Source organism: Stutzerimonas chloritidismutans (genome assembly GCF_020783375.1).
Lineage (GTDB): Bacteria > Pseudomonadota > Gammaproteobacteria > Pseudomonadales > Pseudomonadaceae > Stutzerimonas > Stutzerimonas kunmingensis.
Genome location: NZ_CP086067.1, coordinates 775,035 through 788,911 on the forward strand (window position 1 = coordinate 775,035; position 13,877 = coordinate 788,911).

The following is a 13,877-nucleotide window of genomic DNA, read 5'->3' on the forward strand; positions in this document are numbered from 1 at the left end:
TGTTGGGGGATGATCGCGGCTGACTGACACCGAGGAGGCGCTGATGAGTTATTCCGTTCTGCACGTGGTGCATCTGCTGGCCGCGATCTTCTTCATCGGCACGCTGTTCTTCGAGGTGATGATCCTCGGCCGCATCCGCCAGCAGGTCGGCGAGCAAGTCATGCCGCTGGTGGAGCGTGCGGTCGGGGCGCGTTCGCGGGTGGTACTGCACTGGGTGGTGCTGTTCGTCTACGGTGCCGGCATCGGCCTGGGCTGGTATCACCGCGAGGCGCTGGCCGATCCGTTTGCCAGCAGCTTCGCCACCTTGCTGGCGCTGAAGATTCTGCTGGCGATCGGCGTGTTCATCACCTTCGGCCTGGTCGCCGTCCTGCTGCGCAAGGGACGCATGACGCCCACCCGCTACCGTGCCATCCACTGGGCGATCCTGCTGCAGATGATCGGTATCGTGCTGCTCGCCAAGGGCATGTTCTACCTGCATTGGTGAGGCTGTGCTGCATACCAGTTTTGCCAGTCGCAGTCATGATCAGGGTCAATTCGGCTGGCGCTTCGCTCCGTGCTTATCGGGCCTGATTCAGTCGCCGTAGCCTCGTTGCTTTAGCGGCAGCGGGGGCTAAGGTGGCTGCATCGTTTCCCGATAAGCAGAGGTTAGCCATGGATTTCGCCTACAGCCCACGCGTCGAGGCGCTGCGCCAGCAGCTGCGCGCCTTCATGGACCAGCACATCGTGCCGCGCATCGGTGCCTGGCACGCGGAGGTGGCGGCGGGGCAGTACCCGGTGTCGTTCATGGACGACCTCAAGGCGCTGGCCCGTTCGGAAGGGCTGTGGAACCTGTTCCTGCCGTCGCTCGGCGAAGACGAGCCGGGCATGGGCCTGAGCAATCTCGAGTACGCGCCGCTGGCGGAAATCATGGGGCGCGTGCACTGGGCTTCGGAAGTGTTCAACTGCAACGCACCGGACACCGGCAACATGGAGCTGCTGCACATGTTCGCCACCCCCGAACAGCGTCAGCGCTGGCTCACGCCGTTGCTCGAAGGCGAGATCCGCTCGGCCTTCGCCATGACCGAACCGGACGTGCCGTCTTCCGACGCTACAAACATCCAGACGCTGATCCGTCGCGACGGCGACGACTACGTGATCAACGGTCGCAAGTGGTTCATCACCAACGCCTCGCATCCGAACTGCAAGCTCTTGATCGTCATGGGCAAGACCGACCCGAACGCCGAGACCCATCAACAGCAGAGCATGATCCTGGTGCCGTTCGACACGCCCGGTGTCGAGCTGGTGCGTAACATCCCGGTGATGAACCACATCGCCCCGGAAGGTCACAGCGAACTCCTGCTGCGCAATGTGCGGGTGCCGGCGAGCAACCTGTTGGGCAGGGAGGGCGACGGCTTCATGATGGCGCAGGCGCGCCTGGGGCCAGGGCGCATTCACCACTGCATGCGCTCGATCGGCATGGCCGAGCTGGCGCTGGAACTGATGGTCGAGCGCTGCCAGGAGCGCAAGGCGTTCGGCAAGTACCTGCAGCAGTACTCCAATGTCGCCGACTGGATCGCCGAATCGCGCATCGAGATCGAGCAGGCGCGACTGCTGGTGCTCAAGACCGCCTGGATGATCGACGAGGTCGGTGCCAAGGCGGCGCGCAAGGAAATCTCGATGATCAAGGCGCTGGTGCCGCGCATGCACACCAGCGTGGTCGACCGCGCGATCCAGGTCTACGGCGCGATGGGCCTGACGCCGGACACGCCGCTGGCCGACATGTGGACCGGCGGCCGCGCGCTGCGCTTTGCCGACGGCCCGGATCAGGTACATCTGCGCAGCATTGCGAAGATGGAAATCAAGGCCAGCGAAGCCAGCCGCGGTGCGACGGCGGCCTATCTCACCCCGCCGGGTCGCCACTGAACGCGTCACCTCCCTCCGGCTGCGCCTGCGTGGGCGCAGTCCTCCCCGCTGTCTCCTTGGCGCTATCCGTGCCGCCTCGCTCGCTATTTTGGTGCACTGACCTAGGCTGGTCATAACAACGTCTTTGTTCACGGTCATGGTGTTCTTTGACATGGGACAACGAAACCAGCCGCCGGGGGAGTCCTTGATTGCAATCAAGGGGAGGCATGTAGGCGCTCACCTACCATCCGCTTACGCCAACCGTACAAGCAGGTAACTCGATGGCTTCCCGTGAAATCTGGTCGCTGGCCGGTACATTCAGTACCTGGGTCAAGGGCTTTGTCATTCTGCTGATCCTGAGCGTCTGCGCATCGTCGCTGCAGGCCAGGGAATATGAAGCCGAGCAGCAGCGCCTCGACAAGTTCTTCCCCGGTGCCAGTCTCTCGGCAGCCGAGGGCGACTATCAGGTCCGCACGATCACCAAGGGTGACGAGGTACTCGGCTACGCCTTTCAGTCCATCAATGTGGTGGACATTCCCGCCTATTCCGGCAAACCCATCAACATGCAGGTGCTGCTCGATCCGCAGGGTGTGATCGTCGATGCCTATGTGCTTGAGCACCATGAACCGATCCTGCTGATCGGCATTCCCGAAGAAGAGCTCCACGCCTTCAACGCCAAGTACCAGGGCATCCGAGTCGATCAGCGCGTCGTGGTCGGTCGCTCCCGGGACGAGAATGCGGTCACCATCGATGCCGTCACCGGTGCCACCGTCACGGTGATGGTGGTCAATGAGATCGTCATGCGCGCCGCCCACGACGTCGCGGTGTCGCTGGGGCTGGTGGAAGACAACGCCGGCATCGCGCAGAAGCCGGCAACCGTCCGCCAGGATTACTACGAAGAGGCCACCTGGAGCGAGCTGACCGGCAACGGCGCGATCCGCCGTCTGCACCTGACCAAGGGCGACATCGACGAGGCGTTCAAGGGCACCGAGGGCGAAGGCATCGACGAGGCTGCGGCGGATGAAGTGCAGGACACCTTCATCGACCTCTACGCCACCCATCTGAATCCGCCGACCATCGGCCGCGCGCTGCTCGGCGACGCGCACTACCGCACCCTGATGGACGAGCTCAAGCCAGGCGAGCACGCCGTCGCGGTGATGGGCAGCGGTGAATACTCGTTCAAAGGCTCGGGCTATGTGCGCGGCGGCATCTTCGATCGGGTGCAGCTGCGCCAGTTCGGCAACGTCATCAGCTTCCGCGACATGGACTTCCAGCGCCTGGACGACGTGTATGCCGACGGCATTCCGGATTTCAGCGAGATGGCGGTGTTCATCGTCCGTGAGCACGCCGCGTTCGATCCAGGTTCGCCCTGGACGCTGGAGCTGCTGGTGCGCCGCCAGATCGGCCCGATCAGCGGCATGTTCACCAGCTTCGAGCTGCTGTATCAGATGCCCGAGCAGTACATCGAGCGGCCACTGCCGACCGCCGAGGAACTGGCCGCTATCGAGGAAGCCAACCGCCCGGTGTGGGTCAACATCTGGTACCAGAAGTCGTTCCAGATCGGCGTGATCCTCGCGGCGCTGGGCCTGCTGACCGTCATCCTGTTCCTGCAGGACAAGTTCACCCAGCGGCCGGAGTTCCTGCACTGGCTGCGCCGTGGCTACCTGGTGTTCACCGTGGTGTTCATCGGCTGGTACGCCCTCGGTCAGCTGTCGGTGGTCAACGTGCTGACCTTCACCCATGCGCTGTTCCAGGACTTCCGCTGGGAGCTGTTCCTCTCCGATCCGGTGATCTTCATCATCTGGACCTTCACCGCCGCCAGCATTCTGCTCTGGGGCCGTGGCGTGTTCTGCGGCTGGCTGTGCCCGTTCGGTGCGCTGCAGGAGCTGATCAACGAGGCGGCACGCAAGCTGAAGGTTCCGCAGTACGAGCTGCCCTTCGCGGTGCACGAGCGGCTCTGGGCGATCAAGTACATCGTCCTGCTGGTGCTGTTCGGGCTCTCGCTCGAGTCGATGATGATGGCCGAGAAGGCCGCCGAGGTTGAGCCGTTCAAGACCGCCATCACCCTCAAGTTCGACCGCCAGTGGTGGTTCGTCGCCTACGCGGTGTTCCTGCTGGTGATCAACATCTTCACCCGCAAGGTGTACTGCCGCTACGTCTGCCCGCTGGGTGCGGCGCTGTCGATCAGCAGCAAGGTCCGCCTGTTCGACTGGCTCAAGCGCCGTCCGGAATGCGGCAGCCCCTGCCAGCTATGCGCCAAGGAGTGCGAGATCCAGGCCATCCATCCGGATGGGCACATCAACCACAACGAGTGCCATTACTGCCTGGACTGCCAGATGACTTATCACAACGAAAACAAGTGCCCGCCGCTGATCCTGAAGAACAAGCGCGCCAAGCGCGGCAAGAAGGCACCGGCCGACCCGTCGCTGATTCCCGTAGTGCAAGTAGTGGAACCCTGAGTCATCGCCGTAGGCGAAGTGCTCGATCGATGTGTTTGAAGCAGATGTCCCAAAGGAGCGAAACCCCATGAGTGACAAGAGCAAGAACAATCCCGAGGTGCTGGAGAAGGGCGGCATGAGCCGTCGTGGCTTCCTCGGCGCCAGCGCGGTTACCGGCGCGGCCGTTGCGGCCACTGCCTTCGGTGGCGCGGTGATGAGCCGTGAGTCCTGGGCCGCAGCGGTCAAGGACGCGCGGCAGAACATCCACGTCGCGCCGGGCGACCTGGACGACTACTACGGCTTCTGGAGCGGCGGCCACCAGGGCGAAGTCCGTGTGATGGGCATCCCGTCGATGCGCGAGCTGATGCGCATCCCGGTGTTCAACGTCGACTCCGCCACCGGCTGGGGCCTGACCAACGAAAGCCGCGCGATCATGGGCGACAGCGCCAAGTTCCTGAATGGCGACTGCCACCACCCGCACATCTCCATGACCGACGGCAAGTACGACGGCAAGTACCTGTTCATCAACGACAAGGCCAACACCCGCGTCGCCCGTATCCGCCTGGATATCATGAAGTGCGACAAGATGATCACCGTGCCGAACTGCCAGGCCATCCACGGTTTGCGTCTGCAGAAGGTGCCGTACACCAAGTACGTGTTCGCCAACGCCGAATTCGTCATCCCGCATCCGAACGACGGCAAGGTCTTCGATCTGCAGGATGAAAACAGCTACACCATGTACAACGTCATCGACGCCGAAAAGATGGAGATGGCCTTCCAGATCATCGTCGACGGCAACCTCGACAACACCGACGCCGACTACACCGGCCGCTTCGCCGCTGCCACCTGCTACAACTCGGAAAAGGCCTACGACCTCGGCGGCATGATGCGCAACGAGCGTGACTGGGTCGTGGTGTTCGACATCGAGGCTGCTGAAAAGGCAGTCAAGGCCGGCAAGTTCATCACTCTCGGCGACTCCAAGGTGCCGGTGCTCGACGGCCGCAAGAAGGCCGAGAAGGACAGCCAGTTCACCCGCTACATTCCGGTGCCGAAGAACCCGCACGGCTGCAACACTTCCTCCGACGGCAAGTACTTCATCGCCAACGGCAAGCTCTCGCCGACCGTGTCGATGATCGAGATCGCCAAGCTGCCCGATCTGTTCGCCGGCAAACTGGCCGATCCGCGTGACACCATCGCCGCCGAAGTGGAACTGGGCCTGGGCCCGCTGCACACCACCTTCGACGGTCGCGGCAACGCTTACACCACGCTGTTCATCGACAGCCAGGTGGTCAAGTGGAACATGGCCGACGCGGTCCGCGCCTACAAGGGCGAGAAGGTCAACTACATCAAGCAGAAGCTGGATGTGCACTACCAGCCTGGCCACATCCATGCCTCGCTTTGCGAAACCAGCGAAGCCGACGGCAAGTGGCTGGTGGCGCTGTGCAAGTTCGGCAAGGACCGCTTCCTGCCGACCGGCCCGCTGCATCCGGAGAACGATCAGCTGATCGACATTTCCGGCGACGAGATGAAACTGGTGCATGACGGCCCGACTTATGCCGAGCCGCACGACTGCATCATGGCCCGCCGCGACCAGATCAAGACCAAGAAGATCTGGGACCGCAACGATCCGTTCTTCGCGCCGACGTTGGAGCGGGCGAAGAAGGATGGCATCAACCTGGACGCCGACAACAAGGTCATCCGTGACGGCAACAAGGTGCGTGTGTACATGACCTCCATGGCGCCGGCGTTCGGTGTGCAGGAATTCACCGTCAAGCAGGGCGATGAAGTCACCGTGACCATCACCAACATCGACCAGATCGAAGACGTGTCCCACGGTTTCGTCATGGTCAATCACGGTGCGAGCATGGAGATCAGCCCGCAGCAGACCTCTTCCATTACCTTCGTGGCTGACAAGCCGGGACTGCACTGGTACTACTGCAGCTGGTTCTGCCATGCACTGCACATGGAAATGGTCGGCCGCATGCTGGTCGAGCCCGCGTAAGCTGCTCCAACCATCGCCCGTTTGCGGTCGGGCGATGGTGTCGTGATTTCGCGAAGGGCTTCGGCATGCAGCCGCGGCCCTTCCGGTAACCGCCGTTCGCCTGCAAGCTGAAGAAGGTCAAAACGCAGTGTTCAAAGCTCAGGCTACTTTCTCGCGGTATTCAGCGGCAGTTTCGCTGCTGCTTTTATTCAGTGGTGTGGCCCAGGCGGCACCGCAAGCGATCACAACCCTGCCGCTGCAGCCCGATGGTGAGAACCGCTGGCGCTTGCCTGCCGGGGAATATCAGGGGCAGTTCACCATCGAGCAGCCCATGCAGCTGCGTTGCGAGCCGGGTGCAGTCATCCAGTCGCAAGGCCAGGGCAGCAGCCTGCTCATCAGCGCGCCCGACGTGCTCGTCGAAGGTTGCACGCTGCGCGAGTGGGGCGCCGACCTCACCGCGATGGATTCGGCAATATTCATCCTGCCTGCTGCGAAGCGTGCGCAGATCAGCAACAACCGCATGCGTGGCCCCGGGTTCGGCGTGTTCGTCGATGGCACCAGCGATGTGCAGGTGATCGGCAACCAGATCGACGGCGACGCCGGCGTTCGCTCGCAGGACCGTGGCAACGGCATCCATCTGTTTGCCGTGAAAGGTGCTCGGGTGGTCGGCAATCAGGTGCGCGACGTGCGCGATGGCATCTATATCGACACCTCCAACGGGAATCATCTGGAAGGCAACGTCATCGAGGACGTCCGCTACGGCGTGCACTACATGTTCGCCAACGACAACAGCGTGATCGACAACATCACCCGCCGTACCCGCACCGGTTACGCGCTGATGCAGAGCCGCAAGCTGATCGTTACGGGGAACCGCTCCGAGCAGGATCAGAACTACGGCATCCTGATGAACTACATCACCTATTCGACCATCACCGGCAACTTCGTCAGCGACGTGCAGCGTGGCGATACCGGTGGCGACAGCATGATCAGCGGTGGTGAGGGCAAGGCGTTGTTCATCTACAACTCGCTGTTCAATACCATCGAGAACAACCATTTCGAGAAAAGCTCGCTGGGTATCCACCTGACCGCCGGCTCGGAAGACAACCGTATCGCCGGCAACGCCTTCGTCGGCAACCAGCAGCAGGTCAAGTACGTCGCCACCCGCACCCAGGAGTGGTCGGTGGATGGTCGCGGCAACTACTGGAGCGATTACCTGGGCTGGGACCGCAATGACGACGGGCTGGGCGATGTCGCCTACGAACCCAACGACAACGTCGACCGCCTGCTCTGGCTGTATCCACAGGTGCGTCTGCTGATGAACAGCCCGAGCATCGAAGTGCTGCGCTGGGTGCAGCGGGCCTTCCCGGTGGTCAAGTCGCCGGGCGTACAGGACAGCCATCCGCTGATGAAGCTGCCCACTGAAAAACTCCTTACTGACAAGCAGGAACCAACGTCATGAACGCCGTCGAGATCCAGGGCGTAAGCCAGCGTTACGGCAGCATGACCGTGCTGCACGATCTGAATCTGAACCTCGGTGAAGGTGAGGTGCTGGGGCTGTTCGGCCATAACGGTGCGGGCAAGACCACCAGCATGAAGCTGATTCTCGGCCTGCTCGCGCCGAGCGAGGGCCAGGTGAAAGTCCTGGGCCGTGCGCCGAACGATCCGCAGGTGCGTCGCCAGCTTGGCTACCTGCCGGAGAACGTGACCTTCTATCCGCAGTTGAGCGGCCGCGAAACCCTGCGCCATTTCGCCCGCCTGAAGGGCGCCGCGCTGAGCCAGGTGGATGAGCTGCTCGAGCAGGTCGGCCTGGCCCATGCCGCCGATCGCCGGGTGAAAACCTATTCCAAGGGCATGCGCCAGCGTCTCGGCCTGGCCCAGGCGCTGCTTGGCGAGCCGCGTCTGCTGTTGCTCGACGAACCCACGGTTGGCCTTGACCCGATCGCCACCCAGGACCTCTATCTGCTGATCGACCGCCTGCGTCAGCGCGGCACCAGCATCATTCTCTGCTCCCACGTGCTGCCGGGCGTCGAGGCGCACATCAACCGCGCGGCGATCCTCGCCAAGGGCCGCCTGCAGGCCGTCGGTAGCCTGTCGCAACTGCGTGCCGAGGCCGGGCTGCCGGTGCGCATCCGTGCCAGTGGCGTCAGCGAGCGCGACAGCTGGTTGCAGCGTTGGACCGATGCCGGGCACAGCGCCCGCGGTCTCAGCGAATCGAGTCTGGAAGTGATTGCGGTCAACGGCCACAAGCTGGTGCTGCTGCGCCAGCTGCTGGGCGAGAGCGAGCCGGAGGACATCGAGATCCACCAGCCGTCGCTGGAAGACCTCTATCGCTATTACATGGAGCGCGCCGGTGATGTGCGCGCCCAGGAGGGTCGCGTATGAACCAGGTCTGGAACATCGCCCGCAAGGAACTCAGTGACGGCCTGCGCAACCGCTGGCTGCTCGCCATCAGCCTGCTCTTCGCGGTGCTGGCGGTGGGTATCGCCTGGCTGGGCGCCGCGGCCTCCGGCCAGCTTGGCTTCACCTCGATTCCGGCGACCATCGCCAGCCTGGCCAGTCTGGCCACCTTTCTCATGCCGCTGATCGCGCTGTTGCTGGCCTATGACGCCATCGTCGGCGAGGACGAGGGCGGCACGCTGATGCTGCTGCTGACCTATCCGCTGGGGCGCGGGCAGATCCTGCTCGGCAAGTTCGTCGGCCACGGGCTGATCCTCGCCCTGGCGGTGCTGATCGGCTTCGGCTGCGCGGCGCTGGCCATCGCCGTGCTGGTCGAAGGCGTCGAGCTCGGCATACTGTTCTGGGCGTTCGGCCGCTTCATGATCTCCTCGACGCTGCTCGGCTGGGTGTTTCTTGCCTTCGCCTACGTGCTCAGCGGCAAGGTCAATGAGAAGTCCAGCGCCGCCGGGCTGGCGCTCGGGGTGTGGTTTCTCTTCGTGCTGGTGTTCGATCTGGTCCTGCTTGCGCTGCTGGTGCTCAGCGAAGGCAAGTTCAACCCGGAACTGCTGCCCTGGCTGCTGCTGCTAAACCCCACCGACATCTACCGCCTGATCAACCTGTCCGGCTTCGAAGGCAGCGGCAGTGCCATGGGTGTGCTGTCGCTGGGCGCCGATCTGCCGGTGCCGGCCTCGGTGCTCTGGCTATGTCTGCTGGCCTGGATCGGCGTGTCGCTGCTGCTGGCGTACGGCATCTTTCGCCGGCGCCTGACCTGACTTCCATGAATCGAAAAGGAAATCCCTCTATGAACGCACTGCATCGCATCGGCGCCGGAACGCTCCTGGCCATGTTGCTCGCCTTCGGCCTGGCCGGCTGCGGCGAGAAGGAGGAGGTCCAGCAATCGCTCGAGCCAGTGGCCTTCCATGACTCCGACGAGTGTCACGTGTGCGGCATGATCATCAGCGACTTCCCCGGGCCCAAGGGCCAGGCGGTGGAGAAGGGCGGCGTGAAGAAGTTCTGTTCCACGGCCGAGATGCTCGGCTGGTGGCTGCAGCCGGAGAACCGTCTGCTCGATGCCAGGCTGTATGTACACGATATGGGCCGTAGCGTTTGGGACAAGCCGGATGACAGTCACCTGATCGACGCAACCAGCGCCTACTATGTGATCGGTACGTCGCTCAAGGGCGCCATGGGGGCGTCGCTGGCGACCTTCGCCGAAGAGCAGGCCGCCATGCGCCTCGCCGAGGAACACGGTGGCCGGGTATTGCGTTTCGAACAGATCGATCAGGCGCTGCTGCAGGAAGCAGCGAGCATGCAGCACGGCGGCATGCACGAGCACATGCCCAGCGATGCACACAACGCACACCAGGGGCACTGAGTCCTACTCAGTGGCCGTAACCAGTCTTCCGACACATTCGAGGTAAGCACAATGATGGGTATCAGCGTCTGGCAACTTCTGATCATTCTTCTGATCGTCGTCATGCTGTTCGGCACCAAGCGCCTGCGCGGCCTGGGCTCCGACCTGGGCAGCGCGATCAGCGGCTTCCGCAAGTCGGTCAGTGATGGCGACAGCGTCACCCAGGCCGAGACGGTCAAGCAGGAAATCAAGTAAGCACAGCGACCACTTCGCTCGGCCAGCCTCCCCTAACACGGCGCTTGCGCGCTGCCGGGGAGGCGCATGCCCGTCACCGTTGAGAGCCGCCCAAGCGGCTTCAATGCTCGATAATCGTGGCCGTTTCGCACCGCAACGGTGCGTCTGCAGGCGGTCTTCGGGCGCCGACCGTCACTTTCCCGCCGCCTCCGCGAAAATCTGATCGCAATCAAGTCTGTTGATGGCGCCTACCCTGTAGAAAGTAATCCTGGCTCCTGTAAACGGGAGCGATCATTCGTCCGGCGCGCGTTCGTTGTGCTGCCGGACATAGAAAGTCTGGAGGCCCTTCCGTGCAAGTTATCGATCGGCGAAAAGCCCTGAGTGTTCCGCCTATCTGGCGGCTCGCCTTTCGCCCCTTCTTTCTCGCCGGCAGCCTGTTCGCGCTGTTGGCGATTCCGCTCTGGGTCGCCGCGTGGACCGGGTTGTGGCCGGGCTTTCAGCCCACCGGTGGCTGGCTGGCCTGGCATCGTCACGAAATGCTGTTCGGTTTTGCCATGGCAATCGTCGCCGGCTTTCTGCTCACCGCGGTGCAGACCTGGACCGGCCAGACGGCCCCGTCCGGCAATCGCCTGATGGGGTTGGCAGTGATCTGGCTGGCGGCGCGTCTGGGCTGGCTGTTCGGCCTGCCGGCGGTATGGCTGGCGCCACTCGATCTGCTGTTCCTGCTGGCGCTGGTCTGGATGATGGGGCGGATGCTCTGGGCCGTACGGCAGAAGCGCAACTACCCGATCGTGGTGGTGCTGACGCTGATGTTCGGCGCGGATGTGCTGATCCTGGTCGGCCTGCTGCAGGACAACGATGCGCTGCAGCGCCAGGGCGTGCTCGCCGGGCTGTGGCTGGTCGCGGCGCTGATGGCGCTGATCGGCGGCCGGGTGATTCCGTTCTTCACTCAGCGCGGCTTGGGCAAGGTCGAGGCGGTCAAGCCCTGGGTCTGGCTGGATGTCGCCCTGCTGGTGGGCACCGGGATCGTCGCGCTGCTGCACGCCTTCGGCGTCGCCCTGCAGCCGCATCCGCTGCTGGGCCTGCTGTTCGTCGCCATCGGCGTCGGCCATCTGCTGCGCCTGGCACGCTGGTACGACCACGGTATATGGAAGGTCGGCCTGCTCTGGTCGCTGCACCTGGCGATGCTCTGGCTGGTGGTCGCGGCATTCGGCCTGGCGCTCTGGCATTTTGGTCTGCTGGCGCAGTCCAGCCCTTCGCTGCATGCGCTGAGCGTCGGCTCCATGGGCGGATTGATCCTGGCGATGATCGCCCGCGTCACCCTCGGCCACACCGGCCGGCCACTGCAGTTGCCGGCGGGCATCATCGGCGCCTTCGTGCTGTTCAATCTGGGTACGGCCGCGCGGGTATTCCTCTCCGTCATCTGGCCGGTCGGCGGTCTGTGGCTGGCGGCGGCCTGCTGGGCGGCAGCCTTCGCCCTGTATGTCTGGCGCTACGCGCCGATGCTGGTCGCACCGCGGGTCGACGGCCATCCGGGCTGAGCACCGAATCGTTTCACCGGGGCAGGTGCCCGTTGCGCCTGCCCGTCAATACCAAGCCTTAGAACCGCTGCCGCGAGGCGGCTTGTGACTCGGCGTGCGCCGAGCTCGGAGATGATGATGAAAAGCGAGTTTCAGGATCGTCTGGCTGTCGTCACCGGCGCCAGTTCCGGAATCGGTCTGGCGTTGTGCGCGGCTTTGCTGCAGCGCGGTGCTCGGGTGCTGGCGATGTCGCGCAGCATCGGCGGTCTCGAACCGCTGCTGGAAACCCACGCCGACCAGCTGCAGTGGCTGAGCGGCGATGTCACCTCGGCTGACGATCTGGCCCAGCTGGCGCGCCGTGCCGCGCAGATGGGACCGGTGCACTACCTGGTGCCCAACGCCGGTATCGCCGAGCTGGCCGATGGCCTGGACATGGCCGCCTTCGATCGGCAGTGGGCGGTCAATGGCGCCGGTGCGCTGAACACCTTCGCTGCGTTGCGCACCGAGCTGGCCAAGCCGGCCTCGGTGGTCTTCGTCGGCACCTTCCTGATCCGCTCGACCTTCCCCGGGCTGGCGGCCTACATCGCCAGCAAGGCGGCGTTGGCGGCGCAGGCGCGCACGCTGGCGGTGGAGTTCGCGCCGCTGGATGTACGCATCAACATGGTTTCGCCCGGCCCGACCGCCACCGCCATCTGGGGCTCGCTGGGGCTCAACGACGATCAGCTCGAAGCGGTCGCCGAGGGCGTCACCAAGCGTCTGTTGCCGGGGCATTTCCTCGAGTCGGCGGCGGTGGCCAACGTCATCCTGTTCCAGCTGTCCCAGGGCGCGCGCGGCGTGTTCGGCCAGGACTGGGTGGTGGACAACGGTTACACCGTCAGCTGAGGTGTAGCGCATGTGGTTCAAGTGGAAGAACAGCGCGACGCGCCTGGAGCAGGAGCTGAATGCGCTGCAGGCCAGTCACGCCGAACAGGTGGCGCGCGTCGTCGCGCTGGAGCAACAGCTGCAGGCGGCAGAGGCTGCCAGCCAGCAACGCCAGCGACAGCTCGACTATTACCGGGGCGTGTCGGAAAGGCTGATTCGCTTCAGCACCTCCGTGTCCCACCTCGGCGAGTCGTTCGAGTTTCTCACCGGGCAGTTGGGCGACAACAAGGCCCGTGCCGGCGAGGTCGCCGCCGCGGCGCTGAGCAACCAGAAGCATTTCGGCGAGCTGCAGGGCAAGGCCGCCGAGATGGAGGACGGCCTCGGCCTGGCCTCGCGCAAGGTCGATACCCTTGCCGAGCGCTCGCAGGAGATCAACGGCATCGTCGATCTCATCAGCGGCATCGCCAGCCAGACCAATCTGCTGGCGCTGAATGCCGCGATCGAGGCGGCGCGTGCCGGCGAGGCCGGGCGTGGTTTCGCGGTTGTCGCCGGGGAGATTCGCAGCCTGGCGGAAAAGACCGCGCTGGCGACCGATGACATCGTGCGCAAGATTGGCGAAGTGCAGGCCGAAATCCGCAATGTGCATGACTACATCCAGCTGCAGGGCAGCCACGCCAAGGGCTTCAGCCGAACCACCGAGGTGGCGGTCGAGGCAATGCGTACGCTCTACCAGCTGGCCGGGGCGATGTGTGGCAGCAGCGCCGCGTCTTCCTTCCGTGCCGGCATCGAGCTGGCCAATCTCGACGAGCTGTCACTGAAGTTCGTGGTGTACAACCACCTGCTGAGCGACCAGGCACAGCCGATTCCGCAGCTGCCGAGCGAGCGCGACTGTCGTTTCGGCCGCTGGTATTACGGCGAAGGCAACCGCGACATCCAGGCGCTGGACTGCTTCCGGCAGATCGAGCGGCCCCACACGGCGGTGCATGCCCAAGGGCAGGCGGCGCTGGATGCATTCGCTCAGGACGCGCTGGAAACCGCGCTGCGCCACCTTGGCCAGATGGAGGACGCCAACCTGGAGGTGATGCGTATCGTCACCGCCGTGGTCGATCAGTACGAGAAAGGGGCGAGTCGCGCGGCCTGATGGTACAGACGCCCGCGTTTTTGCCGTTGAT

Annotated in this window: 12 protein-coding genes; all 12 read left to right on the plus strand. The window is 64.0% G+C overall.

What is annotated here, in order from left to right; translation table 11 throughout:
- Window positions 1-43: 43 nt before the first annotated feature.
- The 12 genes from LLJ08_RS03560 to LLJ08_RS03615 all read left to right on the plus strand — a co-directional run bounded on the left by LLJ08_RS03560 (window position 44) and on the right by LLJ08_RS03615 (window position 13,846).
- Window positions 44-484 carry a CopD family copper resistance protein gene (locus LLJ08_RS03560; RefSeq protein ID WP_090522363.1) on the plus strand — a complete coding sequence of 147 codons (441 nt, stop codon included), beginning with the start codon at window positions 44-46 and terminating at the stop codon, window positions 482-484.
- 167 nt (window positions 485-651) lie between these two features.
- Window positions 652-1,902, plus strand: coding sequence for an acyl-CoA dehydrogenase family protein (locus tag LLJ08_RS03565; RefSeq protein ID WP_014819152.1), 1,251 nt, complete (start codon window positions 652-654; stop codon window positions 1,900-1,902).
- Between the two features lie 260 nt (window positions 1,903-2,162).
- Window positions 2,163-4,340 carry a transcriptional regulator NosR gene (gene nosR, locus LLJ08_RS03570; protein ID WP_228208230.1) on the plus strand — a complete coding sequence of 726 codons (2,178 nt, stop codon included), beginning with the start codon at window positions 2,163-2,165 and terminating at the stop codon, window positions 4,338-4,340.
- A gap of 67 nt (window positions 4,341-4,407) precedes the next feature.
- The gene (gene nosZ, locus LLJ08_RS03575; RefSeq protein WP_042927108.1) at window positions 4,408-6,321 is read left to right on the plus strand and encodes a TAT-dependent nitrous-oxide reductase; all 1,914 of its coding nucleotides are present in this window, start codon (window positions 4,408-4,410) and stop codon (window positions 6,319-6,321) included.
- Between the two features lie 127 nt (window positions 6,322-6,448).
- A complete protein-coding gene (locus LLJ08_RS03580) occupies window positions 6,449-7,759 on the plus strand; it encodes a nitrous oxide reductase family maturation protein NosD (RefSeq protein WP_104099086.1) in 1,311 nt (436 codons plus the stop codon).
- Window positions 7,756-8,682, plus strand: coding sequence for an ABC transporter ATP-binding protein (locus LLJ08_RS03585; protein WP_179485722.1), 927 nt, complete (start codon window positions 7,756-7,758; stop codon window positions 8,680-8,682). The genes LLJ08_RS03580 and LLJ08_RS03585 overlap by 4 nt, the downstream gene beginning before the upstream one ends.
- A complete protein-coding gene (locus tag LLJ08_RS03590) occupies window positions 8,679-9,509 on the plus strand; it encodes an ABC transporter permease (protein ID WP_228208231.1) in 831 nt (276 codons plus the stop codon). The genes LLJ08_RS03585 and LLJ08_RS03590 overlap by 4 nt, the downstream gene beginning before the upstream one ends.
- Before the next feature lie 29 nt (window positions 9,510-9,538).
- Window positions 9,539-10,111 carry a nitrous oxide reductase accessory protein NosL gene (locus LLJ08_RS03595; RefSeq protein ID WP_228208232.1) on the plus strand — a complete coding sequence of 191 codons (573 nt, stop codon included), beginning with the start codon at window positions 9,539-9,541 and terminating at the stop codon, window positions 10,109-10,111.
- A 51-nt stretch (window positions 10,112-10,162) separates the two neighbouring features.
- On the plus strand, window positions 10,163-10,345 hold the full coding sequence (gene tatA / locus LLJ08_RS03600; protein WP_014819159.1) for a twin-arginine translocase TatA/TatE family subunit: 183 nt from the start codon (window positions 10,163-10,165) through the stop codon (window positions 10,343-10,345).
- Window positions 10,346-10,674: 329 nt separating this feature from the next.
- Window positions 10,675-11,865: an NnrS family protein gene (locus LLJ08_RS03605; RefSeq protein WP_042927105.1), complete on the plus strand. Its 1,191-nt coding sequence runs from the start codon at window positions 10,675-10,677 to the stop codon at window positions 11,863-11,865.
- 117 nt (window positions 11,866-11,982) lie between these two features.
- Window positions 11,983-12,726, plus strand: a complete 744-nt coding sequence (locus LLJ08_RS03610; RefSeq protein WP_228208233.1) for an SDR family NAD(P)-dependent oxidoreductase — start codon at window positions 11,983-11,985, stop codon at window positions 12,724-12,726.
- A gap of 10 nt (window positions 12,727-12,736) precedes the next feature.
- On the plus strand, window positions 12,737-13,846 hold the full coding sequence (locus LLJ08_RS03615; RefSeq protein ID WP_228208234.1) for a methyl-accepting chemotaxis protein: 1,110 nt from the start codon (window positions 12,737-12,739) through the stop codon (window positions 13,844-13,846).
- Window positions 13,847-13,877: the final 31 nt, after the last annotated feature.

What these genes read in the sequence shown, in the direction of transcription:
- LLJ08_RS03560 (WP_090522363.1), top strand. Translation starts at nt 44, where the DNA reads ATGAGTTATTCCGTTCTGCACGTGGTGCATCTGCTGGCCGCGATCTTC.
- LLJ08_RS03565 (WP_014819152.1), top strand. Translation starts at nt 652, where the DNA reads ATGGATTTCGCCTACAGCCCACGCGTCGAGGCGCTGCGCCAGCAGCTG.
- nosR (WP_228208230.1), top strand. Translation starts at nt 2,163, where the DNA reads ATGGCTTCCCGTGAAATCTGGTCGCTGGCCGGTACATTCAGTACCTGG.
- nosZ (WP_042927108.1), top strand. Translation starts at nt 4,408, where the DNA reads ATGAGTGACAAGAGCAAGAACAATCCCGAGGTGCTGGAGAAGGGCGGC.
- LLJ08_RS03585 (WP_179485722.1), top strand. Translation starts at nt 7,756, where the DNA reads ATGAACGCCGTCGAGATCCAGGGCGTAAGCCAGCGTTACGGCAGCATG.
- LLJ08_RS03590 (WP_228208231.1), top strand. Translation starts at nt 8,679, where the DNA reads ATGAACCAGGTCTGGAACATCGCCCGCAAGGAACTCAGTGACGGCCTG.
- LLJ08_RS03595 (WP_228208232.1), top strand. Translation starts at nt 9,539, where the DNA reads ATGAACGCACTGCATCGCATCGGCGCCGGAACGCTCCTGGCCATGTTG.
- tatA (WP_014819159.1), top strand. Translation starts at nt 10,163, where the DNA reads ATGATGGGTATCAGCGTCTGGCAACTTCTGATCATTCTTCTGATCGTC.
- LLJ08_RS03610 (WP_228208233.1), top strand. Translation starts at nt 11,983, where the DNA reads ATGAAAAGCGAGTTTCAGGATCGTCTGGCTGTCGTCACCGGCGCCAGT.
- LLJ08_RS03615 (WP_228208234.1), top strand. Translation starts at nt 12,737, where the DNA reads ATGTGGTTCAAGTGGAAGAACAGCGCGACGCGCCTGGAGCAGGAGCTG.